The sequence below is a fragment of the Collinsella sp. SGI.180 genome (assembly GCF_050313455.1).
Classification (GTDB): Bacteria; Actinomycetota; Coriobacteriia; order Coriobacteriales; family Coriobacteriaceae; genus Collinsella.
Genome location: NZ_JBNPLL010000006.1, coordinates 98,830 through 124,626 on the forward strand (window position 1 = coordinate 98,830; position 25,797 = coordinate 124,626).

15 protein-coding genes are annotated in these 25,797 nt (G+C 57.0%); 9 read left to right on the top strand and 6 right to left on the bottom strand.

What is annotated here, in order from left to right:
* The first annotated feature begins 139 nt into the window (after positions 1 to 139).
* The 3 genes from ACQRAP_RS04170 to ACQRAP_RS04180 are packed head-to-tail and all read left to right on the top strand — an operon-like array spanning position 140 to position 2,142.
* Positions 140 to 1,543 carry a hypothetical protein gene (locus ACQRAP_RS04170; RefSeq protein WP_427794971.1) on the top strand — a complete coding sequence of 468 codons (1,404 nt, stop codon included), beginning with the start codon at positions 140 to 142 and terminating at the stop codon, positions 1,541 to 1,543.
* A 57-nt stretch (positions 1,544 to 1,600) separates the two neighbouring features.
* On the top strand, positions 1,601 to 1,867 hold the full coding sequence (locus tag ACQRAP_RS04175) for a hypothetical protein (RefSeq protein ID WP_427794972.1): 267 nt from the start codon (positions 1,601 to 1,603) through the stop codon (positions 1,865 to 1,867).
* 8 nt (positions 1,868 to 1,875) lie between these two features.
* Positions 1,876 to 2,142, top strand: coding sequence for a ribbon-helix-helix protein, CopG family (locus ACQRAP_RS04180; RefSeq protein WP_195361954.1), 267 nt, complete (start codon positions 1,876 to 1,878; stop codon positions 2,140 to 2,142).
* 144 nt (positions 2,143 to 2,286) lie between these two features.
* Here the strand turns inward: ACQRAP_RS04180 and ACQRAP_RS04185 are convergent, their stop codons facing one another.
* Positions 2,287 to 3,240 (bottom strand): tRNA dihydrouridine synthase, encoded by a 954-nt coding sequence (locus tag ACQRAP_RS04185; RefSeq protein ID WP_427794973.1) that lies wholly within the window; start codon positions 3,238 to 3,240, stop codon positions 2,287 to 2,289.
* 309 nt (positions 3,241 to 3,549) lie between these two features.
* On the opposite strand from ACQRAP_RS04185, the gene ACQRAP_RS04190 reads away from it, so the two are divergent.
* Positions 3,550 to 4,266, top strand: coding sequence for a hypothetical protein (locus ACQRAP_RS04190; protein WP_427794974.1), 717 nt, complete (start codon positions 3,550 to 3,552; stop codon positions 4,264 to 4,266).
* 419 nt (positions 4,267 to 4,685) lie between these two features.
* On the opposite strand, the gene ACQRAP_RS04195 is transcribed toward ACQRAP_RS04190, so the two are convergent.
* The 3 genes from ACQRAP_RS04195 to guaA all read right to left on the bottom strand — a co-directional run bounded on the left by ACQRAP_RS04195 (position 4,686) and on the right by guaA (position 10,026).
* On the bottom strand, positions 4,686 to 7,940 hold the full coding sequence (locus ACQRAP_RS04195; protein WP_427728377.1) for an ATP-binding cassette domain-containing protein: 3,255 nt from the start codon (positions 7,938 to 7,940) through the stop codon (positions 4,686 to 4,688).
* Positions 7,941 to 8,182: 242 nt separating this feature from the next.
* The gene (locus ACQRAP_RS04200) at positions 8,183 to 8,767 is read right to left on the bottom strand and encodes a DUF5714 domain-containing protein (RefSeq protein ID WP_427794975.1); all 585 of its coding nucleotides are present in this window, start codon (positions 8,765 to 8,767) and stop codon (positions 8,183 to 8,185) included.
* Positions 8,768 to 9,045: 278 nt separating this feature from the next.
* Positions 9,046 to 10,026 (bottom strand): glutamine-hydrolyzing GMP synthase, encoded by a 981-nt coding sequence (gene guaA, locus ACQRAP_RS04205; RefSeq protein ID WP_427794284.1) that lies wholly within the window; start codon positions 10,024 to 10,026, stop codon positions 9,046 to 9,048.
* Positions 10,027 to 10,323: 297 nt separating this feature from the next.
* On the opposite strand from guaA, the gene ACQRAP_RS04210 reads away from it, so the two are divergent.
* The 5 genes from ACQRAP_RS04210 to ACQRAP_RS04230 all read left to right on the top strand — a co-directional run bounded on the left by ACQRAP_RS04210 (position 10,324) and on the right by ACQRAP_RS04230 (position 21,724).
* Positions 10,324 to 11,328: a helix-turn-helix domain-containing protein gene (locus ACQRAP_RS04210; RefSeq protein WP_427794976.1), complete on the top strand. Its 1,005-nt coding sequence runs from the start codon at positions 10,324 to 10,326 to the stop codon at positions 11,326 to 11,328.
* A 155-nt stretch (positions 11,329 to 11,483) separates the two neighbouring features.
* Entirely contained in the window at positions 11,484 to 15,842 is a 4,359-nt protein-coding gene (locus tag ACQRAP_RS04215; protein ID WP_427747531.1) for a hypothetical protein, read from the top strand.
* A 254-nt stretch (positions 15,843 to 16,096) separates the two neighbouring features.
* Positions 16,097 to 18,094, top strand: coding sequence for a DNA gyrase/topoisomerase IV subunit B (locus ACQRAP_RS04220; protein WP_427728388.1), 1,998 nt, complete (start codon positions 16,097 to 16,099; stop codon positions 18,092 to 18,094).
* Positions 18,095 to 18,139: 45 nt separating this feature from the next.
* Positions 18,140 to 20,380 (top strand): DNA gyrase subunit A, encoded by a 2,241-nt coding sequence (locus ACQRAP_RS04225; RefSeq protein ID WP_427747532.1) that lies wholly within the window; start codon positions 18,140 to 18,142, stop codon positions 20,378 to 20,380.
* Between the two features lie 249 nt (positions 20,381 to 20,629).
* Entirely contained in the window at positions 20,630 to 21,724 is a 1,095-nt protein-coding gene (locus tag ACQRAP_RS04230) for an ATP-binding protein (RefSeq protein WP_427747533.1), read from the top strand.
* A 109-nt stretch (positions 21,725 to 21,833) separates the two neighbouring features.
* Here ACQRAP_RS04230 and ACQRAP_RS04235 read toward each other — a convergent pair whose 3' ends face one another.
* Together ACQRAP_RS04235 and ACQRAP_RS04240 are read right to left on the bottom strand one after the other, a co-directional pair.
* Positions 21,834 to 22,364, bottom strand: coding sequence for a flavodoxin family protein (locus tag ACQRAP_RS04235; protein ID WP_427747534.1), 531 nt, complete (start codon positions 22,362 to 22,364; stop codon positions 21,834 to 21,836).
* Between the two features lie 558 nt (positions 22,365 to 22,922).
* Positions 22,923 to 24,866, bottom strand: coding sequence for a hypothetical protein (locus tag ACQRAP_RS04240; protein WP_427747535.1), 1,944 nt, complete (start codon positions 24,864 to 24,866; stop codon positions 22,923 to 22,925).
* Positions 24,867 to 25,797: the final 931 nt, after the last annotated feature.

A 25,797-nucleotide genomic window follows, 5' to 3' on the forward strand; every position in this document is an offset into this window, starting at 1 on the left:
AGGCAGGGATTCAGTTTCTCATTTTTATAGAACATATGTTTGCTCTCTGTGTTATACTCATCCCAAGGCATGAGACTGGTCGAGAGCTCCTGCGGAGGTCCCCAATGACACGCTGGAGCGAGCTCGGTAAGTAAGATTGGTGGTTACCGCACTCACCCATCTCAGACAGGCTGCGCTCCTGTTCGCCGTCGCCATCAAAGAACGGCACTCACAATCAGACTGTTTCTTTTCCGTGAGTCACACAGGAGTGCGTCGCTATGGCAAAAAGATACCAACCCTTTCACCCAACATTGTTTCAAACACCTGCTCGGATATCAGCAGGATTGTCGAGGCCAAACACCTCGGCCAGAAAGGCACCGACCACGAGGCCTCTTCGGAAGGGGCTCTGCTCATCGGGCGCCGTCTCGAGCAAGAGATTGCCGGATACCCCATTTCCAATCTAAATGGCCTACTCTCGCCCATCGCTTGCCACCTCAAGCAGCACTTTAGCCCAAGCCTGGGCACGACCTATCTCAAGCGTTGCATAAAGCTCGCACGAACTGTTCCGGAAGACATGAGTTTTCGACCGGAGCTTGATCTAGAACACTATCAGTCGCTCGCTCGCATCGCCGACAAAGATCTGCGCTTGGATCTGATGAACGTTGCCGCTGATAACCGTTGGAGCGCATCGCGCATCGATCGTCATGCCCGCTATCGAAGTCCGCAGGACGTTTTGGATGCTTGGGAGCGCCGTGCGCTTGAATCAAATCAAGAAGTACGGCGCTTCGCCCGCGCCTACACAGATGTCTGTGGAATCATTTCGCTCGATGAACTTATTGAGCTCTACAACTCCTGTGCCCCCAATCCAGTCTCGAGATTTGAGATAAATGAAACTATTTGGCAAATCAGGAACGAATCGGGTCTAATCGACAATCCCTGCGTCATATCCAGAGATGGAAAACTCTATCTCATAGCGCCTGAGCTCGATGTCGCTGTCGATGAAGCCCCTTATTACTACGATGACTACGGATACTCCTATCGAAAATATGAACGACGCAGCGAATACACCGGTGAGATGCGCGCGCTGCGCGAACGGCGCGTTGGCATCAGAGTGGCAGCCATCTTCGCCGGTCACGAACGTCTTCCAATCAAAAGGCTCAGCTATGACGAAGTCATCTGCGGGCATATAAAGTGCAGTCGATCTGTCGAACGACTCAAGCAGTACGTCCTGAGAGACCCTGAGATTAAGGCATCCGATCTCCATGCAAGAGAAGATGAGTTCGATTTCATCATGACAAAGCTTTTGCGTTCCGTTGGACTCAACGGTATGCCGACAGCACAGCAAATTACCGAAGACGCAGCTTTCTTATTGATTGTCGTACGGCCCGAGTTTTACGAACGCAAGAAAACAGCCGAAGTCTCCAAGCTCCTCTCGATAATCTATGAAGACGCTCCACTCTGGGAGTTCAACGGACGTTCACATACCGAGCTAGAAAGCGAAGGAGTAGTGGAGCCTCCGACGTCGGCTTTACATCGAGAAGTCCAATCAAAACAAGCCGCTTAAGCCTATTAACTGCTTGCATTTTTGTCTACAAAACTGTATACAAAAAGAGAGGCCCTTATGGATCTCATCGCAATCCACCCCCACGCCCTCAAACACGGGCTGACGGAGACGGATATCACCTGCGCCTGGAACTCCGCTTTTGCATGGTTCAGGCGTGATCTTGAAAACGGAGGTATCGATTACGTTCTCGTTGGACTTGATGGAAGAAACCGTCTCATGGAGCTCATCGCTCGATATTGCCCCAATCGAGATGGCTACATCATTTACCACGCCCTTGTCCCTCCTACGCGCAAGGTGCTCAGGGAAATCGGGATCGATCGATAGGAGGCGCTATGGACGCTAAGCAACTCGAAAAGATGATCGGATTTGCCCCCGGAGAGTTGGAAAAGGCCGCGGAGGCATACGAAAAAGATGAGTGGCCGAAGGGTCGCACCATCAAGTTGGGAAGGCCGCCGATTTCTGACGAGCCAAGCGTTGTTTTATCCGCACGTGTAGGTGAATCGGTCCTTGAAGCCTTTGACGCAAAAGCAAAGCGCCATGGGCAAACACGCACGGAGCGACTCAGGGAGCTCATCACGCTTGATGCAATGATTGCCTAGTTACCCACCACACCCAAACATGTACACCAGCATCCAAAGTCGACATTTTTCGACATCTTTGGATGCTGATGTACAGCTTTTGCAACATCGTCATTGGGGACGTTCTTAAATGACTAGCCGTTAAAGAACGTCCCCAATGACTAGCTAACCGTGGAAGCGGGCTATGGGCGCAAGTGGCTGCTCGCGAAAGACGCGATCGACGGCGGCGCGGTATTCGTCGACCTTTTTAGTCTTGCGTACGAGCTTGTGAACGGTAGCGGGTTCGGCGAAGGCGCATTTAGCGTAGAACCACCACTCCTTCATGCGAAAAACCGCGTTGCCGCCAATCTCTTCTGCATATGCCGCAAACAGCGTGTCGTGGAAGCGCTGCAGTTCGGCTGCCGTGGCAGCAGGGCCGCCCTTGACCATGCGAGCCAGCGCGGGGTTCGCAAGCAAGCCACGCCCCAGCATCACATGGCGTGTACCGGGATAGGCCTCCACCAGCGCCTCCATGTCCTCAAGAACAAAAATATCGCCGTTGTATGCCACCGGAAACGGTGCCCGCTTCAACGTCTCGCCATAAAACTCTTTGCGCGGCGAGCCCGTATAGCGATCCTTCTGTACGCGCGGATGCACGATCAGTTCTGCCAGCGGCATGCGACAGTACAGGTCGAGCACGCGCTCGTATTCGTCGTCGCTCTCCAGCCCCAGCCTGGTTTTTACCGACACCGGCAAGGGCGATCGCTCGCACACATCAAGCAAGAACACCTCGAGCTCATCGAGGTTGCACAAGAAGCCCGATCCTTTACCCTTGGCAACAACCGTACCCGAGGGGCAGCCAAGGTTGAGATTAACCTCGCGGTAGCCCATGTCGGCGAGCACCTGTGCCGCCCACACAAACTCGTCCGCGTTCTTAGACATCAGCTGAGGCACCACGTTAAGTCCCTGGTTATTGGCAGGATCGATCTCCTTAAACGCCTTGCCGCCAAAACGGTTTCCCACCCGCGGCGGCGGCAAAAACGGCGTGTAATAACAATCGAGCGCGCCAAAGCACTCCGCATGCACGCGACGGAACACATGCCCGGTAATCCCCTCCATGGGGGCCAACGATAGAATCATCAACATCTACCCTCAGATCAATGCGGCAAAGGGACTGTCCCTTTGTCACATGCATTATGCCTTGTCCTTGAGGCGGCCCACAAGGCGGAGACGGTTACTTGATGTCAACCAGCCCTCCGACCATCCCTGTGCAACAAGGTGAATGGCGCCCACAAACAGCAAGGAGGGCCGCCCCACAGCAGCTCCCTCACTCGCCACTTTTTCCTTGTCCAAAAGAGGACGTTCGCGATCAATCGATCACCAACAGCACGCTGCTGACCGCCATGTCTGAACAACAGACACCCTCCGCTCATCTATACTCAAGAACGTGTGCGCATCGCCCCCGAAAAAAATGAGAGTCGAGGCCCCATGCAGCCGCTCACCGAGCAAGAAAAGAAACGCATCCAGCGGTGCTGCACATACCCCAAAATCGCAGCGACCGCACTCGTCATGTCGTTCGTAGCATGCCTGTTGATGTTGCCGCTCCAAATGATCAACGATATCGCGTTCCATCAAAAGGAATTCCAACCCGCGGGCATATATACCGCCATTGCACTCACCGCAATCGAACTCGTCATCTTTTGCTATTGCGCTCTTGCGCCGCGCTTTGGAATGCAGGGCAAACAGTGGAAGGAGCTGCAGAGCAGACTTGCGGTAGCCCAAACCAACAAAGACCGCTCCGCGGAGGTCGCCGGCGTGCTCGCCGCGCAAGATGCCTTGGAACCCGTGTGCAAACGCGTCGCGGCAGACGACCCATACGAGTCGCATCACGACTACGGCTACCGCATTATCGGCTATCTGCGTGATAATGACCTCGGCGCTCAAGCAGCCTATGTCTACCTTTCTTTCGATGCGGATGGCATGCTCGCGGACGTCGATTACACCAATCAGATCGACCCCGAGGCAAGCCTTACAGACAACCTCGCCTGCACCGAGCAGGATATCGCGACACTCTGCGCCCCGCTTAACGGGTTGGACATTTCCGTTGCCACACCGGGCCTCCTCACGCCATGCAGCCTGTCGGATGAATTTAAACAGGCATTTTAGCCGGATCCCTATATGAAGAAATCAGCATCAAGACGGAGGACGAATCTATCAAGTCGTACTACACCTTTGACACCGAGCCCAAAGAAGAGTTCGACAAGTACACCCATCCGGAAATTAGCCTCATGCTCTCCGCAAAGGAGGACTAGCAACTTACGCTCTAATTGACGCTCGCAAACGCCGTCTATATCTCAAGGTCTAATACTTTTCCCGAGAAGTGAACGGCTATATTTGGACCCCTGAAGCATCGACATTTTTAGACGCCAAACCCGCAGGATTTGGCTGGCAAAACCGCAGGAAACCGCCTTCAATAAGTGTCGATGCTTCGGGGGTCCATTTTGACTCGTTCACTTCTCGGGAAAAGTATTAGACCTCGATTTACATGTCACTCAATGTGACAAAGGGACAGTCCCTTTGTCACATTATTCGGAGCGCAGGGCTTCTACGGGGTCTTTCTTGGATGCACTGCGGGCCGGCAGCAGGCCGGCAACGACCGTCAGCAGCACCGAAATTGCAATGAGCGCCAGCGCATCCTGCACGGGCAGGCTCATCAGATTGGGTACCTGTTTAGCAGCAAGCGCCCAGGCATTAACCGGAAAACTCACGAGCACCACAACGACAATGGCAAAGACACCGGCGATGAGGCCCTCGATAAAGGTCTCGGCGTTGAACACGTTTGCCACGTTGCGCTTCGACGCGCCGATCGCGCGCAGGATGCCAATCTCCTTTTTGCGCTCCAGCACGCTGATGTAGGTGATGATGCCGATCATGATGGAGCTCACGACCAGGCTGATGCTCACGAACGCGATGAGCACCAAGCTGATGGTATTCACGATGTCGGTCACCGAGCCCATGATGATGCCCATGTAGTCGGTGTACGAGATTGCCTGCTCGTCGTGGCCGGCGGCTTTGACCTGCTTGTTGTACGCATCGATATGGTCGAGTACGCGCTCCTTGGCCTCAAAGTCGCGCGGGAAAATCTTGACCGAGATGGGATCCGCTTCATCCGCGTAGCCCAACGTGGTCAGATTGTTGTCGTAGGTGAGCTTCGACGCCTTGGCATAGCTCATCATGAGCGAGCTCAGGTCCTCGGCGTCCATGTTGAAGTGGATGGCACGAGCAAAGGCGCTCGCATCCACGCGCATGGCGCTCGCCAGGTTGGCAAAACTCGAAGACATCTGCGTCACCATCTGGTCCATGAGCCCTGCCGCGCCGGCCTTAAGCTGGGTCGACACGGTCGTTGCCACCTGCTCGCCGATCGCCTTCATCACCTGATCCATAGCCTGCTGCAGATACGGAGCCAACTGCTTTTGGACATAGTCGGTCATCGCCTGTTGCAGGCGCTCGGCCAGGGCATCGCCGCCGAGCGCCTTGAGCTGTGCCAGGCACTGCTGCGCCACAACATCGTTCTCGAGATACGTCGAGAATGCGGCAGCAAGCTTTGACGCGTCTTTGAGATCTTCGGGTGACAGCGCCCTAAACTGATCAGACTGCAAAAAGCCCTCAAATAGTTGGTTGGCAAGCGTTCCCACCTGTTGCATTTGCTCGGGCGTGAGCTCCAGACCGTCAAAGATGCCCGAAAAATCGGGGGTCGGCGCTTTGGCCATGATGTCGCTTAAGTCGATGTCTTTGCCAACGCCCGAAAGGTCAATATCCAGGCCCGACAAATCGATGCCCGAAAGATCCATGCCACCGGCAGCACCCGAGAGTGCAGACGCATCGAACGAGAACGCGCTCTTGAGCGCCGCCTCGTCCACGCTGAACATACTGCCCAGATCCACGCCTTGCTTGGCCTCGCCTTGCAGTTCGTCGAAAGTTTTGCCCGTAAAGACATCCGTCTCGGGGTGGGCAAGTTGCTCTTGCACGATCTGCGAATCGGCGGCGCGCTCCATAAGCTGGCGAGTCAACGCATGCGTATAGGCAATGCCCGGAGACAACGCGCTCGCATTGGCCGTCTCGTTAGGTCGCACCACGCCCACAATGTGCACGTCAATACCGTCGGCAACCTTGGCCGTCATAAAGTCGGCGTCGCCGGACATGTCAGTCCACATGCCGGTCTCTTCGTTTTTGCGATAAGCATCGGCCGGCGACAACACCTTAAACGTCGTGGACAGCGCATCGTCGTAAGTAAAGTCGACGCCGCTCTCAGGCGTCTCAATCTTACCGTCGGCGGCCATGGCACTGTTCACCAGGTCGTTGAGCTCATCGATATCCAGCGCACCGATGCTGTAAAGCGTATAGTCGCCCACCGTTCCACGGCTCGAAAGCACCATTACGGCTTCGTGAGCAGACGTAGGCCAATGGCCGGCGACAACATCGTACTGGCTGTCGAGCAAACTCTGGTCGTCGATCATCTCGTTAAAGACCGAGGTCCCCATGGATTCCATGCTCACCGTTGCCGCCGAGCTCGCACCACCGCTCATGGCCTCGGTCATAGCGTTGGGCACCAGCCGGACAGGCTTCTCATCGCCCTTGCCGGCACGATAGACAACCGGCGTCACGCCGTAACCGTACTGGATGGCGTTGACCTCTTTGTCGATACCGTCGCCGCCGGCATCGAGCCATGCCTTAAAGCTCGTCATATCGTTGGACTTAACACTTGCAAACATATCCTTTACGGCCGTGACCACGGGAATCTTTTTGGTTCCCTGAGCCTTGCCGTCGGTGCCGTCGTCGGACGAACCCTCGTTCTTGGACGTATCGTCATCCGTGGCCCCCTGTTCGCCCATCATGGACGACAGGTCGTAATCCTGCTTGGAAATGGTAAGCGGGTAGCTCGAAAGCGTATCCTCCTCGACCTTTTTGATGTAGCCGTTTACGCCATTGGACAGCGCCAAAATCGCCGCGATGCCAATAATGCCAATCGAGCCCGCAAAGGCCGTCATGGCCGTACGGCCCTTCTTGGTCATAAGGTTTCGGGCAGAAAGCCCCAGCGCCGTCACAAAGCTCATCGAGGTTTTGCGCGTAGGCTTGGCCTCGCGGCGCGTGGCGTCAGCGACATCGAAAGGATCAGAATCGTCGGTAATCTTGCCGTCCGCCAGGTTGACGATGCGCGTGGCGTACTCGTACGCCAAATCGGGATTATGCGTGACCATGATAACCAGACGGTCGCGCGCGACGTCCTTGAGCAAGTCCATGACCTGCACGGACGTTGTGGAATCCAAAGCGCCGGTCGGCTCGTCTGCCAACACAATCTCGGGATCATTAATCAGGGCGCGGGCGATGGCCACGCGCTGCATCTGTCCACCCGAAAGCTGACTCGGGCGCTTGTTCACGTGCTCGCCCAGACCAACGGCCTCGAGCGCCTTGCGCGCACGCTGGCGGCGCTCGGCGTGCCCCACGCCCGTGAGCGCAAGCGCCAGCTCCACGTTTTCCAAAATGGTCTGATGCGGAATGAGGTTATAGCTTTGGAACACAAAGCCGATGCGGTTGTTGCGATAGGCATCCCAATCGCGATCGTGAAAGTCCTTGGTCGAAATACCGTCGATCAGCAGGTCACCCGAGTCAAAGTGGTCGAGTCCGCCGATAACGTTGAGCATCGTGGTCTTACCCGAACCCGAGGGCCCCAGAATGGCCACGAACTCGTTATCCCGAAAAGACAGGCTCACGCTGTCGAGCGCCACCTGCGTAAACGACTGCGTAACGTACCTTTTGCAAATTCCTTTGAGCTCCAGCATGGACGGCAACCTCTCCTGCGCAGGCACCTTGCCCGCTCTCCCCCGCCGTTCGTATTCGACGCGTTTGTCCTACTCTATCCCCATTTTTTACCGGCGCCAGTGAGGAATGTAACAAACCGCACCAAAAAACGAACGGGACGGCACGCCGCGTGGCGCGCCATCCCGCGCATACCGTCGATAATGTTACAAGGGAACTGTCATTTTATCACATCTGCCCAACCCTTATTGGGGCACCCGGTTCCCTATTGGATGATAAAGGACGGATGATACGGGCACTTTTCGCCCATGCACACTGTATTGGCCGCATAGCTATCGCAGGCTGGCGTCTTCTCCCATGCTTTAAGCTGTGGTCCGCCGAGCGCATTAAAAAACGAAACGGCCTCACGAATCGCCACGCGCGCATCTCGCTTGCAGCACCGTGGGCTTCCCGAGCGCGCGATGGCGGCAAGCAGCTCCGAAACCATAAGCTGCCCCTCCTGCCAGCCTTCACTGCGCAGCGGCGCATTGCCGCGCACGATTGCATATGCCATGCCCGCAGACGCAGCTGCCCCGCACACGCCCCAACGGGCACACGTCGCCCCCGGCACGCAATCCGACCGAGACATCAAATCGGCAAGATCGTCTTTGAGCATCGCATCTCGCTCCCCAGATGCTTCGGCGTTGCGCCAGCACGCAAGCAGCACCGCGCCCACAATAAAATGGTGGATGGGGCCAAAAGCCACGCAGCGCTCATCTGCCATAACCTCTTCCAAAAGAGCCGCGGGCGCCACCGACACACTGGCCATGAGCATCTCAACAATCCAGCCTGTTTGTTCGTCTTTTGCCATGCGGCATCCTCCTCTAAAACAAATTGTGCGCACACTCCATTATGGCCTTCTTCTGCCCGGCGCGCTCAATGCGAAACAACCTGCTTCGCTCGTGCCGCCAACAAGCCCTGCTAGTTCTCGTCGCAAACCAGCCCTGCTCAGGAGCAACACCAGAGGCGATGACAAGCACGATGGACAGTGGCAACACCACGACGGCAGCCCTTTTCGAAAAAGAAGGCCCGCGCAATCGCGCGAGGCCTCCCCATTCATGGAACTATGATCAAAGCAGCCCAAAAAGCTTACTCCCACTCAACGGTGCCGACGGGCTTGGGCGTGAGGTCGTAGCACACACGGCAGATGCCGGGAACCTCGGCTGTGACGCGAGCGGTAATACGCTTGAGCAGTGCCCAGTCGAGCTCAGGTACCTCGGCGGTCATCACGTCGACGGTGTTGATGCAGCGGATGATGCAGGGCCAGTCGTAGGCGCGCTTGCCCTCGCGCACGCCGGTGGCACGGAAGTCGGGCACCACGGCGAAGTACTGCCAGATGGTCAGACCTGCCTTGTCGATCTCCTCGCGCACGATGGCGTCGGCTTCGCGCAGCGCCTCAAGACGGTCGCGGGTGATGGCACCAAGGCAGCGAACGCCCAGGCCGGGACCGGGGAACGGCTGACGCTCGACCATGTTCTCGGGCAGACCGAGCTCGCGGCCCACGACGCGGACCTCGTCCTTGTACAGCAGCTTGACGGGCTCGCAAAGCTCAAACTGCAGGTCCTCGGGCAGGCCACCCACGTTGTGGTGGGCCTTCACGCCATCCTGGGACTCCAGGATGTCGGGGTAGATGGTGCCCTGGGCGAGGAAGCTGACCTCGTCGCCAACCTTGCGGGCCTCCTCCTCGAACACGCGAATGAACTCGGCGCCGATGATTTTGCGCTTGGCCTCGGGCTCCTCGACGTCCACGAGCTTATCCAAGAAGCGATCGGTCGCGTCCACATAGACCAGGTTGGCGTCCATCTGGTTCTTGAAGACGTCGACGACTTGCTCGCTCTCGCCCTTACGCATCAGGCCGTGGTTCACGTGCACGCAGATAAGCTGCTTGCCGATGGCCTTGATGAGCAGGGCCGCGACAACCGAACTGTCGACACCACCGGAAAGGGCCAGCAGGACCTTCTTGTCGCCGATCTGCTCGCGGATTGCAGCGACCTGCTCATCGATGAACACCTGGGCAAGTTCGGAAGTGGTGATACGCACCATGTCGTCGGGACGCTTGTTGGAATCCATGCAAAGCTCCTTTTCGGTTCGATGGAAATGCGTCGCTCGTATGCAGACGCACCGTCATATGACCTCATTATATGCAGAAGAAGATGTGTTTCCCATCGCTGCGACAAAGCTTTTTGCAGGGGTGGCAATTTTTCCTATTGTCGAGGTCAGCTAGGCTTCGGTAGCCACCTTGGCAGCATCGCCAATAGACTCTTCCTTTATACGTTCTGCGTAATCGTATGCCATACCCGCAAATTCCAGTCCCGAGTAACAGGAGTACAATTGCTGCTATTGTTGCCAGCTGTTGGGAGATGGAAGATGGACTGCGATGGCTACCCATGCGTTCCCATGCCGTTGATGTGCACCGCCTTTGTGCCGGGGCAGATTGACGCTGCGGTTGCAGGCATTTCCGACCCCGATTCGCGCGCCATTGCCACGGCAGAAGCGCTGTACTTTCGCGGACAGGCCACCCTCGCTGCCAAGACGGCGCGCCCTTATCTTGACGCCACCGACCCCGCACTGCGCTATTCCGCATGCTTTATCTGCGGATACGCCAGTCTGTCGCTCAACCGTATCGCCGATGCCCGCCGGTGCCTTACTGGCATCCTCGATACGCCGGCCGACGAGGAATCGCCTGCCGTCCACGCCATGCATATCCTGTTCGCCTCGGCCGCGAGCATCCTGCTGCACTTGCCTTCCCCGTATTCCGCCGAAGAGTTTTATCCGCTTGCGGCGCATTTGCCCGAAGGCCTGCGCCTGTTCGCCAGCTACGTGATGGCGCACGCCTTGTATCTGCGCGGCGAATACGGCCGCAGCCTGGGCATGGTGGAAAATGCCCTGATCATGAAACAGGGAAGCTATCCCATCTCGGAACTGTTCCTGCACCTGGCGGCTTCCATGGCATGCATGAGCCTCAAGGACATCGACGCCGCAAAGGCACATTTCGGAGCCACTTGGGACATTGCGCGCCCCGACGGCCTTATCGAGCTCATTGGCGCGCACCACGGCCTTTTACAGGGGCTCATCGAGGTGTGCCTAAAAGCGCAATACCCTGACGATTTCGCACGCATCATCGAGATTACGTATCGATTCAGCTACGGCTGGCGGCGCATCCACAACCCCGATTCGGGCGAGGACGTGGCCGACGATTTAACGACCACGGAGTTCACCATGGCCATGCTCGCCTGCCGCGGATGGACCAACGCCGAAATCGCACGCCACATGGAAGTATCGCCGGGCACTGTTAAAAACCGCCTATCAGGAGTGTATGCCAAGCTTGGTATCGGAACTCGCGCCGAGCTGGTCGCGCATATGTTGCGTTAGCGACCGGGCTGCCAAGCGCATCGAACGCGTTCCGGAACCCGGCGCTTCGCTCGATCAATTTGGACATTTTGACCCGTGAACGGCACTACCGCCACGGGGCACCTCCTCGCAAAATAGGATTATTTCCTCCGTTATTTGCGGGATGGGAGCCCAGAATGCTTGATCGTCGTTCGCTACTTATCGCCGGAGCATCCTCGCTGGCAGGCATCATGCTGCCTCGCGTGCCGAGCAGCGCAAACGCCTTCATACTGCCATTCGCCCCCACCGAGGCCTATGCCGACGAAGAAGACCCCTTCAAGGTGCTCGTTCTCTCACGCACCATGTTTGGTGTGGTCGTGGTCGACGTCGCCAACAAGAATATGCCCATCAAGGGAGCCCAGGTCACGCTCGCGTCGCGTTATGCCGCGGGCAAGCAGATCTCCGCCACTACCGACGACGAGGGCACGGCCATCTTTGAGGTCGCGCCGCTTTCGGAAGGCTACGTGGACCAGGCAACGCTTCTCGACGCGTACGACTTTAACGGTGGCATCTCCATCAGCATGGCGGGCTACCGTGATGTCGAGATCCCCCTCACGCGCATCCAGGGCGGCACCGCCATTACCGCGCCCACACGTCCGCTTTCCGACGGTGAGCCGTACTTTCGCCAGCTTACGTTCGACGAGTGGGACATCCAGTACGCCGACGCCACGTTCATGGCACTGCCGAAGGACGACGCCGGAAACGACCAACCCGACACGCACGCCTTTACCGTGCAGGCACATCTGCCACAGGGTGGACAGGCAACGCTGTGCATCAACAAGGTAATGCCCGCCACGAGCAGCTCATCCGAAACCGTCACGCAAATTGGCCAAGTCAAGGCCAGTGCATCGGGTTCGGACAATCTGGCAACGTTCACACTCGAAGACACGTTCCTCGATGCAGCTTCGGGCCTTCTGGAGGAAGGATGCAAGCTGCGCTTTGTCCTCGACTATCAGGGCAAGACCTATACACTCTCCTCCCACATGGCCGTTGTCACCGCGCCGGCCGCAAAGGCAGAATCGGGCTCGACCACTATCGTCCCCACCACCATGGACCAAGAGATTACTCCGTTTGATTTCCCGGCGGCGTTTCCCGGAATCGGCGGCAATAAGTTCACGTGCTGGATGCCCTCGTTCCCCATTTTGTTCAATTTCTCTTTTGCCGGATACGTGCTGTTTGGCGGAGGATACAAACCGGTCGGCTACATGAACGATTCGGGCAATCCGGATCCGGAGTACTGGAAGAAGTCACCGCGCGAGTCGGGCGCCAAGCAGGCAAACCGCTACCTCGACGAGATGGAGGGGAAGTGGAATCAGTACAAAAGTATGAGTGCCGGTTCGGGCACCGATCCAAGGAACACTAAGCTGCTTCGTCACCACTGCACGCCGCGTTTTACGATGGATATCGCCACACAGCTGTACGGATCGCTCGCCTACGACTGGGTGGGCAAAACCTGGGGTGACAACAACGACCCCGCATTTGGCAATATTAAGGCCCTCTTCCAGGTAAGAACCGACCTCAATTGGACCGAGCAGTTTACCCTAGGACCGGTGCCGTTTTTCCTAAACGTCAACCCCTGGGTGCTGGCGAAGCTGGCGCTCGCCGTGGGTGCCCACACGCACGGCAGCGGCGCGGCGTTTTTTAAAAACATTTCGCTCGACTATTCAAACACCTCGGGCTCGTTCACCATCCAGATCGGGCTTGCCGTCACCTTTGGCGCCGGCGTTGCAGGCGTCGCTTCGTCTGCCGTGCGCGGCGCCGCATCCCTCACGCTGTTCATTGGGTACGAGAAGGCAGATGGACACCAGCTTCCGCGACTGCGCGTAGGTGCAGACGTCGATGTCGATGTGATACTCCAGTTCGTAATGTTCAAGTGGACCACCAAGGCTTGGTCGGGGTCGTGGCCCACACTCCTCGATTCGTGGAATATGTCGGTGAACAATGGCAACCAGTATGTGCTCCAGCGCTCTGAGCTCGCATTGGGTGGAGATACGCCTTACACGTTGGATGCCCGCTTCGGCACGGCCGGCAACGCCGAGGCAGGCGGCGTGCCGCAATTTATCGCATCGGCCACCATCGTCACCAACGCCGAGCTGCTCGCACGCGCCGAGGTTAAGGCCACTGCCGTAAACGTCGCGCCTGTCGTGCGCGATTGGGATCAAGCGGTCACGCGCATTGAGCTCGAGGCGGATGCAGAAAGCGACGACACGGGACAGATCGAGCATTTCGTCCATACACTGATAGAAAACGCCGCGCCGATGTATGAGTACACCTATATCGGGCAGGCGAAGGACGCCGCTGCGGACCCCAACGCCAATTCTGCTGGTGTATCGGAGGACGAGCGTGGCGGCATAAAACCCTCGAGCGACAACGTGCTGTTTGCTGGCGTGCTCAGCGAAGCCCACATGAAGCTGGCAATGATTGCCGGCGTAGAATGTCTGTTCCGTATCGCCTCGGTGCGCTACGGCGACAATGGCCGCTCGCGCCTGGTGGTGCACACAAAGGCAAACGGCACGTGGTCCGCTCCCACTCCCGTGGACTTTCCCCTTGGGTTTGGCGAGGGCGACGTGGAGCGCGACGGCATATTCGATTACGACTTCGACGTGGTGGAATATACGGACGGAAGAGGAAACCAGGACGCCTACGTGCTGCTGATCTCGGGCGAGCGCCCCGCCGGTGACAACACCCTTTTCGATACGGCAAGCACAGCCGGCATACTGTCCGTCGTGCGCCTGCGCATAAGTAATAGCGAAGTTCGCGTGGTGTCGTATACGTCGTGGCGCAGCATCTCGCGCGGCCGCCTTCAGGAGGATGGCTACCATTGTCTGCAGTGCCCGCGTATCACGGTGGGCAAGACGCTCGTCGACGGGCGCCTGTCGGGTGCCTACCTCCACCGCCGCGGAACCACCGCAGAAAAGGCGCTCGGCAGCGAGGCCGAGGTTGCGCTGGAATGTTTTACCTTGTGGTCGGATGATTTGGGCGACAGTCTCACGTTCCGTCAGGTCCTCCGCTTTCCGCAAGCACCGTCGAGTATCGAGCTGGGCAAGCCCGAGAATATCAACGGCAAAATGGTGGTGTCCGTTGCGTACGAGACCGCAGACGGTTGCGGCTGCGCATCGTACGCCGTGATCGGCCAGTCCATTGCGTGCTGGGACGTTATGTCACCAGACGCCACGGTACCTCATGCGGTGCCATGGCCACAACATTCGGGCTTTTTGGCAACCGTCAACGAGCAACTGCAGCATATTACTTGGACGCGAGGCGCATCGGCATTTGCAACGCAGCCCGTGGGTGCCGCAGGCTGTGGCCCGGCATCGTTTAGCGTAAGCAACAACGGCAGGTGCGTGCTCTATGTAGAGAACACCGATGGCAAGGTGGGACAAACCTACGACGAAGAAGGCAACCCGGTAGCAGTGATGGGCAAGCACTTCCGCATCTTCGCCAGCACCTTGGCAGGCGATCTGTTCACGGAGCCGTTCGTGATGTGCGAGCTGGACCATCCCGTCGATCAGATAACGACATTTTTGACGTCGGGAGGCATGCTCTCCGCACTCGCCACGCACATTGTGAGCGCGGAGAAGAGCGAGGCAGAGCTGCACGGCATCGAAGTGCCCTTGGTGGCGTGTGCCACTCCGACGGGCGCGGTCGCTACCTCGGGCGCGGTGGTACCCGGAGCAGCAGGCGAATCCTTCATGGTCACGGTGCGAAACGACGGCAACACCTTGCTGACCGCCGGCACGATCGATCTGTACCGAGAGGGCTCCAGCCAGCCGTTCTCCAGCGCATCCATCGGATTCGGACTGAACGCACGCATGGTTTCGATCTACGATCCAGAGCTTGCCGAGGATGCTTCGGCCAAAGACATGGCACACGTGAAGTACGCGCTCGAGACGCTGGGCGCACGTTTTGCAACGCACCCGCTGGTAGCCGACAACGGCAACGCCGTGCTGGCACCGGGTTGCACGGCACAGTTCCGCATGAGCTTTGCCATCCCCGAGAGCTGGAGCGACGAAGTGGGCAAACGCGTAACGCTGTATGCGAAGGCGCATAATCTGGTGGCGCTCGATCCCGTAACGCTCGAGGAAATTCGGCCGGGTGCAAACTCGGCGCTGGGTGCCGTACTGCACGAGCTTCATGTGCCCGACGCGGCATGCGAACGCTCAGAAGTTCAGGTCGGCGTATGCGACAGCGCGGATACGACGGGGCTTCACGATGCACCGATGACGGCGGACGACGGTGGCGGCTCGAGTGGCGGCGGTACTGACAAGGGCGGCGGCTCCGGCGGAAGCAGCTCCAGCAGCGGCAAGGACCACAACAATAGCAAGCGCCCCGGAAAAGCGGGCGCGCTTGCGGGCACGGGCGATACATGCGCTCCCCTTACGGCAGCCGCTGCAGCACTCGCCGCGGCAGGCGCCGGCCTCGTCGCCTACAGCGCCCGCCGCACGGCGCTCGAAGCCGATACCGCCAATGAGGTCAATTCGGATAGGCCCCGCTAGCTCCTAGTTACTTTTGTGAGAGACGCCGACTCGGCTCATTCGTCATCGCTATGCGGACATTACAACTTCGGTTCGCTATTCAAACTTACTCGCACAATACCGACTCGGTTTTGTGCGAGTAAACGAATCCTCATCGAACTCCGAACGATTGTTCGATGGATTTCGTGTTGGTTGGAATCGCCCAAGGGCTGGGCTATGCTACCTTGACTATCTATATGACTAAAACGCAGCAAAGGAGCATCGAGAGAGCGAGCATGGCAAAAAACACCGCAAACTATGGTAACGACAGTATTCGTCAGCTCAAGGACGAGGAGCGCGTACGCCTGCGCCCCGCCGTCATCTTTGGCTCGGACGGGCTCGACGGCTGCGCGCATGCCGCCTTCGAGATCCTGTCCAACGCCGTTGACGAGGCGCGCCAGGGCTACGGCAAGCTCATCACCCTTACCGCCTTTCGCGATGGCTCCATTCAGGTGGAGGACAACGGCCGCGGCTGCCCGCTTGACTGGAACCCCTCCGAGAAGCGCTTTAACTGGGAACTCGTCTTTTGCGAGCTTTACGCCGGCGGCAAGTACAACAACAACCAGGGCGGCGACTACGACTTCTCGCTCGGCACCAACGGCCTGGGCTCGTGCGCAACCCAGTACGCCTCCGAGTACATGGACGTCACGGTTTGGCGCGACGGTAACAAGTACTCCCTGCACTTTAAGAAGGGCAAGGTCGTCGGCGCCAAAAAGAAAGCACTCGAGGTTGAGCCCAGCGACGAGGACCGCACCGGCACCACCATCAAGTGGCGCCCCGATCTTGAGGTCTTTACCTCCATCAGCATCCCCCACGATTGGTATCGCGAGACCATGCGCCGCCAGGCCGTGGTCAACGCCAACGTGACCTTCCGGCTGCGCATCGAGGGCGACGACGGCGAGTTTTCCGAAGAGGACTTCTGCTATCCCAAGGGCATCGAGGACTACGTGCTCGAGAAGGTCGGTACCGACTACCTTACCGAGCCCTTCTTTATCGAAGCCGACCGTCGCGGTCGCGATCGCGAGGATCTGCCCGATTACAACGTAAAAATCACTGCTTGCATGTGCTTCTCGCGCACTTTCACGATGCAGGAGTACTACCACAACTCCTCCTGGCTCGAGAACGGCGGCTCACCCGAAAAGGCGGCCCGCAGTGCCCTCACCAGCGCCATCGATGCCTACATTAAGCAACAGGGCAAATACAACAAAAACGAGAGCGGCATTAAGTGGCAGGACGTCCAGGACTGCCTGGTGCTGGTGACCAACTGCTTCTCCACCCAGACGTCCTACGAAAACCAGACCAAGAAGGCCATCAATAACCGCTTTATCCAGCAGGCCATGACGGCATTCTTTAAGGAGCGCCTCTCGACCTACTTGATCGAGAACAAAGATGCCGCCAACAAGATCATGGAGCAGGTGCTCATCAACAAGCGCTCGCGCGAGAATGCCGAGAAGACGCGCCAGAGCATCAAGACCAACCTGCAGCAGAAGACCGACATGGCCAACCGCGTGCAGAAATTCATCGACTGCCGCTCCAAGGATAAGAGCCGTCGCGAGCTCTACATCGTAGAGGGCGACTCGGCAGCAGGCGCCATTCGCACCTCGCGCGATGCCGAGTTCCAGGGCGTTATGCCCGTCCGAGGCAAAATCCTCAACTGCCTAAAGGAGGACTATCCGCGCATCTTTAAGTCCGACATCATCATGGACCTCATGCGCGTGCTGGGCTGCGGCGTGGAGATCAAGGACAAGCGCATCAAGAACCTGGGCGCCTTCGACTTGGACAACCTCAACTGGAACAAGGTCATCATCTGTACGGACGCCGACGTCGACGGTTATCACATCCGTACGCTCGTGCTCACCATGCTCTATCGCCTGGTGCCCACGCTTATCGACGAAGGCTACGTATATATCGCCGAGTCGCCGCTCTACGAGATCAACTGCAAAGAAAAGACCTACTTTGCCTACACCGAGCTCGAGAAGAACGGCATTCTTAAGGAGATCGGCGACCAGAAGTGCTCCATCAACCGCTCCAAGGGTCTTGGTGAGAACGACCCGGACATGATGTGGCTCACCACCATGAACCCCGAGACGCGTCGTCTGATCAAGGTGGAGTCCGAAGACGTCACCAAGATGGAGACCATGTTCAACCTTCTGCTGGGCAGCGACGAGGCGGGCCGCAAGCGCCATATCTCGGAGCACGGCAAGGAATACCTGGACCAGCTGGACCTGCAGTAGCAGCAAATCGATAACGACGGCCCATAAGAAGTTCAAGAGGAAATCGTGGCAAAGAAGAAGACGAAGAACCAGCCAAAGAAAAAGCAGGTCAACGCCGAGAACGTCATCGGCCTGCACTCCGAGGTCACCAATCAGCCGATCACGCAGACGCTCGAGGTCAACTACATGCCCTACGCCATGAGCGTCAACGTCTCGCGTGCGTTCCCCGAGATCGACGGCTTTAAGCCCTCGCACCGCAAGCTGCTCTACACCATGTACAAGATGGGCTTGCTCAAAGGTGAGCGCCAGAAGAGCGCTAACATCGTGGGCCAAACCATGAAGCTCAACCCGCACGGCGACGCCGCGATCTACGAGACGATGGTGCGCCTGGCCACCGGCAACGAGGCGCTGCTCGCCCCCTTCGTGGAGTCGAAGGGCAACTTTGGCAAGTACTATTCGGGTGACCTGAGCTACGCCGCCTCACGTTACACCGAGGCCAAGCTCTCCCCCATCAGTGCCGAGATCTTCAAGGACATCGACAAGGACCCGGTCGACTTTGTCGACAGCTACGACGGCGCCATGAAGGAGCCGCGCCTGTTGCCCACCACGTTCCCCAACATCCTTGTCTCGGCCAACAAGGGCATCGGCGTCGCCATGGCGTCTGACATCTGCGGCTTCAACCTCAACGAGGTCTGCACCGCCACCATGCACTACCTGCAGGATCCCAACTGCGATCTGCTCGAGTACATGCCCATGCCCGACTTCTCGACCGGCGGTGAGATTATCTACCGCCGCGAGGAGATGGAAAAGATTATCGAGACCGGCCTTGGCAGCTTCCAGATCCGCTCCCGCTGGCGCTGGATTCCCGAAGAGCGCATTATCGAGGTCTACGAGATCCCCTACACCACCAAGACCGATGTCATCATCGATCGCATCGTCAAGCTCTCCAAAGAGGGCAAGGTCAAGGAGATCGCTGACATCCGCGACGAGACCGACCTCTCGGGCCTGCGTATCGCCATCGATCTTAAGCGCGGTGTCGACCCCGACAAGCTCATGGCGAAGCTTTATCGCTCGACTACGCTGCAGGATTCGTTCTCATGCAACTTTAACGTGTTGGTCGATGGTTACCCCCGCGTTATGGGCGTACGCCAGATCCTGCACGAGTGGGTCAAGTGGCGTATTGAGTCCACGCGTCGCCGCATTAACTTTGACTTGGGCAAAAAGTCCGAGCGCCTGCACCTGCTGCACGGCCTCGAGGCGATCTTGCTCGACATCGACAAGGCCATCGCCATCATCCGTGGCACCAAGCTCGAGGCCGAGGTCGTGCCCAACCTTATGAAGGGTTTCGACATCGACGAGACCCAGGCCGAGTTTGTTGCCGAGCTTAAGCTCCGCAACATCAACGAGGAGTACATCCTCAACCGTACCAAGGACATCGCTAAGCTTGAGGGCGAGATTGCCGAGCTAGAGGAGATCCTCTCCAGCGAAGAGAACATCAAGAAGGTCATCAGCGACGAGCTGGCCGCGGTCAACAAGAAGTACGTGATGCCGCGCCGCACGGGCAGGATCGAGCCCCACGAGGTCATCGAGGTAAGCCTGGAGCCCGAGGTCGAGGAGTACCCGGTGACCATCATGCTCTCGCGCGATGGCTACCTTAAGAAGATGACCGACCGCGTGCTCAAGAAGGCTGCGGCGCTCAAGTACAAAGACGGCGACAAACCCTTTATCGAGTTCCCGTCCTCCAACACCCACGAACTGCTGGTCTTTACCAACAAGAGCCAGGTATACAAGTGCAAGGTTGCGGCGTTTGAGGACACCAAGTCGGCCCAGCTGGGCTCGTACTTGCCCACCGACCTCGAGATGGAACCCGACGAGAGCGTGATCTGGGTCATCGACCCCGAGGACTACAAGGCCGACGTGCTGTTTGTCTTTGAGAACGGCCGCGTGGTGCGTGTCGCACTTGCCGGATACGTTACCAAGACCAACCGCAAGCGCCTCAAGAACGCCATCTACGGCGGCAGCAAACTGCTGTATGCACAGGTGCTCAAGGAAGACCGCGACATCGCGCTGGTCTCGAGCGACTACCGCCTGATGAACTTCAACACGTCGCTGCTCAAGACCAAGACGACCACCAACACGCAGGGCGTCCAGGCCTTTACCGCCAAGAAGGGTCGCTCGGTCACCACCGTCGGCACGACCGAGGAGATCCTTGGCGCCGGCGTCTCGGCAGAGAAGTTCACCGCGCAGAGTCTCCCCTCTGCCGGTGCCCTCATGAAAGAAAACGACATGCCGAGTTTGTTTGACTAGGACGACGGCAACGAGATCGTTAGACACTTCGCAAAGCGACGAGGCCCGGAACGCAACGGCATTGCGCCCGGGACTCGTCGTTTTTCTTCTCAACTATTTTTTAACGCAGATAAATTGATTTCTGCTTATTTTTCTGCGTAAAACAACATGTCAGCGCCACTGCTTCGATGCCCTTTGGTCTGTCGTTAGCAAAACTTGCAAAAGTTAGCAAAACTTGCAAAAATTAGCAAAACTTGCAAAGGAGCTACCATGGAGTACAGCAAGAACCCCTTTACCCCAACATTTGGAAGCGTCCCTCCCTTTCTAGCGGGTCGCGAGCATATCCTGCGCGACATCAACCGTGGCTTTATCAACGGCCCGGGAGATCCCAACCTGTCGACTATTATTACGGGAGCAAGGGGAACGGGCAAGACGGCGCTTCTCTCGCTCCTTTCAGAAACGGCGCTTGAACACGGCTGGATCGCAGCAAATGTCTCCGCCATGCCAGGCATGCTCGAAGATATTATCGAGCGAACCAAAGAAGCCGCAGATAGCTATCTCTCACAGCGTCACGCGCGCATAAACGGCGTTCAAATTGGTCCAATGGGCATCGATTGGACATATGCTCAAGAGGCCCAGGGCAACTGGCGCACACGCATGAATGGTATCTTTAAGCAACTCGAAAAACATGACATCGGACTTCTCATCACCATCGATGAAGTCACCGTCGATCTCGAAGAAATGCTTCAATTTGCCTCTGTTTACCAGCACTTTGTACGCGAAGGTAAAAAAGTTGCCCTACTCATGGCAGGACTGCCCTACAAAGTATCGGCGTTGCTGCGTAACGATTCCGTCTCGTTCCTCAGGCGTTCCCAATATCATCAGTTAGGACGAATCACTGACGTTGAAATTGCAAACGCGTTTCGCAAAACTGTTGAGGCCGGAGGACGTTCAATCACACCAGAAGCGCTCGAGGATGCTGTGAAGGCCGTCGACGGATTCCCCTACATGATGCAGCTCGTCGGATATCGCACATGGGATGTTTCGGAGAACTCGCCCAAAATCAGCGCACCTGATGTCCAGCAGGGTTCTCTGCTTGCCCGTATGGAGCTGCGCGATCGAATTCTCGAAACGACCTATCGGGAGCTTTCCGATAAAGACATTGAGTTTTTGCTCGCGATGCTGCCCGACTCTGGCCCCAGCAGGGTCTCGGAGATAGCCAAACGCATGGGCGTTGCCGGCAACTATGCAAGCCAATATAAACGCCGTCTCCTCGAGGACGGCGTCATCGGAGAGCGAGGGCGTGGTCTCGTTGGCTTTGACATTCCCGCGTTCAGGGAATTCTTGAACGAGAAGGCGTTTTAGCACGCCGGAATTGTCCGCGGAAGCATCAACGCATGGTAATCAGCATTCCTCTTGGTAAGGATAGCAAGCATTTTCCACCAACACCGATTGCCATGCGTTCTTCTTGTCCTTAGGCGAGCTTGCGAGCGAGCTCTCGCACCTCTTCCAACTTGGGCGAGGAGGCCATGCTGTCGCGCTCGGTCATACCGCTGATGGTGACAATGCCCTGGTCCTCCCACTTGCAGTACGCGCAGGTCGACTTGTACATAGCGATCGTCGCATCATAGACGCCCTCGCTGTGGCTATCGAGCAAAAGGGCTGTCTTGGTGAACGGGAAGCCCGTAGCACCGAAGGCGTACAGGCGGTCGATGGCGGCCTTCTCCTGCGCGGTGATATCGAACCAGTAGATAGGCGAGGCGAAGACGACCATATCGGCGTCTTGCAACGACTCGATCACATCGGCCATGTCATCCTTCTGCACGCAAGTGCCCTCGTGGGCGAAGCAATACTGACACCCCAGGCAACCGGCGATTTTCTTGCTGGCAACGCGGATGATCTCGACCGTATGGCCGCCCTCACGCGCGGTCTCGGCAAACGCCTCGACCATGGTGTCGGTATTGGCACCCTTGCGCGGGCTGCCACTCAATACAACGATATTCATATAGATTCCCTCTTCTTCATGCTGCAGGCGCGCAGTATGTTTTCTTGTAACCAAAACGAATGGAGTTAATCAATCGCCAGCAGGCCATATCTCTTGTTCAAGTTCCCTAAAGAAGCTCAAGACGATTGCGATTGCCTTATACAACGTCGAAAACCAACATGGGAGCCATAGATGCGCCGCCTGCCCAAATGGCACGCGGTCAAGATGAGCATTGGGAATCGCGACGACTTGATATCGCTCGCTTGCGTCCTTCGGAATAGGCATCAAGGACAACCGCCTGAATAGCGAGTCGGCCGAACAGGCCTTCGGCTATATCAAGGACGAGATCTGAGCGGACGTGATTCGACTTCGGGCCCTTTAGGGATGACTGACCTCGACGTCTACGCAACCCACTGAAACGCTCGGAGGAGTCGGGTCAAATTGAAGGGACTGACCCCGGAGAAAATCCGGGGCCAGTCCTTTGCAGCTTATTTATTGAGCCGTATAAGTTTGGGCCGCAGTTCGCACCCACGCGGTACCGACTTCTTGCGGCAAGCGAAAAGAGAGCGCCTTGTTTTATCAGATGCGCTTTCTTTTGCGCGCGCAGATTGCAGCTGCCAATGCAAGCACACCCGTTCCGGTCAGAGCAGCGCCAAGCACTGTTGCCGTATGATCACCCACCGGAGGAATAGCGCTATCGGTGTTCGCGTTGCTGCCGTTAGCTTGAGATCCGCCCGCGCCAGGGGTGTTGTTGCCTGGGGCGCCCGCGTCGGGTTTGCCGGCATCGGAATTGCCCGGATTGTTCTTGGGCACCTTTTTGAACTTGGCTTTGTAGACAACGTCTTCTGTCGCGTCGGTGATTTTCTTGTCCCACGAATCGAACACGTAGTCGTACTTGTCGTCAGACGGTTTCGTAGGAGTGGGTACCTCAATTTCGTCTGCTTTCGTGCCGATCTCGTACAAGGTTTCGCTATAGATAATGGTGCCGTCTTCATTCGCGAAGGTGATTTTTACCAAAGACGGATTTGCGGCGGCAACCAGATAAACCTTGCCATCGGAGCCGATGTTGGCATAGTTGGAGTACTCGCTACGCTGATCTTTTGTCTGCGTTGTGTAGCGGGCACCTTCGTTGTCAAGATACCAACCATCAATCTTTTTGTTAGTCACGTCATCGGGTTTGCCCAGGTAAGGCTCGTTCATGTCTTTTGCGGCTGACAATTTTGCAACAGAGCCGCTCAGGTAGACGTCGGAACCCGCCTTACCCGCGCTGTTGTTGCACAGTTTGGTGTTGGTGATGGTGGTGCCTGCGCCTTCGCGGGAATTCGATTCTGCGGCAAAGCCTCCGCCGTAATTTGACGCCATGTTGCCGGTGATGGTGCATCCGTCGACGGTCAAGCTGGTGTCGTAAAGATACGATGCAACGCCGCCACCTTTAGCGGCGCTGTTCTTTGTTATCGTGCAGTCGCTAATTTCTGCTGCGGCAGGTGATTTCATCCTCACTACAAGCACACCGCCGCCGTAGCCTTCGTCCTGATTCGCTGTGTTTTCGGTTATGGTGGTGTTCTCAAGGAACAGACCCGGCTTTTCGGCGGCGCCTACGCTCGGGGTGGAAGCGCACAGGTTCCTTGCATCGGTGTAAAAATACGCGGAAGCGAGCACGCCTGCGCCGTCGTGTGCTTCGTTGTAGCTGATGGTACCGCCAAGGATTTGCGCGGAGCTCTCGAGGTTGCCCCATCCTCTGCTGACTTCTGTTCTCGATGCAACAACGGCAACGCCGCCTCCCATTTCGTTTGCCTTGTTGTTCGAAATGGTTCCGCCCGTCATGACAAACGAAGATCCGCCGGAAACGAATACGCCGCCGCCGACAGACGTGATAATGGGATAGATCGAGTCGTCTTTGTAGGGAGAAGTGACGAAGCAATTCTTGATTTCGCCGCTGTCCATGATGAATGAGCCACCATAGATAACCGCAACGCCTCCACCATAGCAAACGGATCCGCCGGTAATGCCGCAGTTATCGATAGTGCCGCCGTACATATGGAAGGTGCCGCCCCGTACGGTTACGCCGCCGCCAAAGTAGTTATTGCCTATACGGTCGGCAATGGTAACGCCGTGGTACATATTGCACGTGCCTTCGATATACAACATGCCAGGTCCATCGCCGCACTGCACGTTTCCACCGCTAATTATTAGCGTGTCACTACCGTCTGCCGCGCCCAAGTTCAATTGAGCATTCCGATTTACGGCAATCCTGTTGTTCGGATTAACCGTCACGGTGTGTCCGTTGCCAACAATACTTACAGGACACGAAGAGGAGAACACAACTTCCCCAGTTTGAATATCGTTGGTGAGTTCAATGATGTACTCACCCTCGGCGGCAGCGTTTACTTTGCCTGCCGCTTCTTTGAATTGTTCTCCGCTGCCAACTTCGAATGTGGTTGCCGCGAAGGCCGATATCGGCATAGTCAATGCACAGAGTGTCACTGCAGCGATAAAGGTTAGCACCCTGCATTTTTTGCTCATGGCATCTCGCTTTCAAAGTCTTTTGAATCTGAGCTGGGACATGCATGCGCTTGCTCAGATTTGGTAAAAGGATACGATTGCGTCTTATTTTAATATTGGATTTATTAAGGCAAATGCAAGCAAAAGATGCAATAGCAAAATCATTGCTATTGCATATGGCTCTCTTTCCGCTCCTTTCTTAATTGGGACTAAATCCTTCTGATAAGCAGGACGTTTTCGCCAAAGCGCTTATAAAAAGACGGCGCTGGGCCCGAGCTCACCTTGCATGCAGGCTGAAAGGCAACCACCCAGCCCGGTACTGACGAAAACGGAGGGGCAACGGCGACAGCTCCTCTGCCAATGCGAACGCAAACAACACCGTAAACAACAACCGCCACAACAAGGGTAAGAAGCCTGCAAAGGGTGGCTTTCCCATAAGTCATGGAGCTGACTGGGGCTTCGCTTGCGTCCGGATCGATTTGCGCGCGTTCGAACTCCCGCGCGGGCGATGAGGACCTTCGTGAATGCATCCCTGATGGACAGAAGCGACCCGAGCCCCAAGCGGCGCGCTTCGAGCAGCGGAAGCTGAAGCGTAAGCAGAAGCATCGTGGACATTGACCGGTGCCGACATGGGTCCAGGTGTGAACGGGGCTACGTCCCCTGTTCACACTGCTCACACATACAGCAGCGGGCACGGATTCGATTGAAACCGTGCCCGCTGTCTGATGCTAAATTAATTTATCAAACATGTGTTCTATTCCAGCGCAGTAATTAAATACGCTGGTACATGGATACTCCGATCAAGACGGCCGCGTATACGACCGGGAACTTTCGGCAATTGGATACGCGTCTGACCTGGGATATCCAAGCGAACAATAGGCCTAACCCGCAACAGGTCCCAGGCCAGGCGGGTATCCAATCGAAGGGGAAGGGCGCTCCGGTGTGGAGGCAG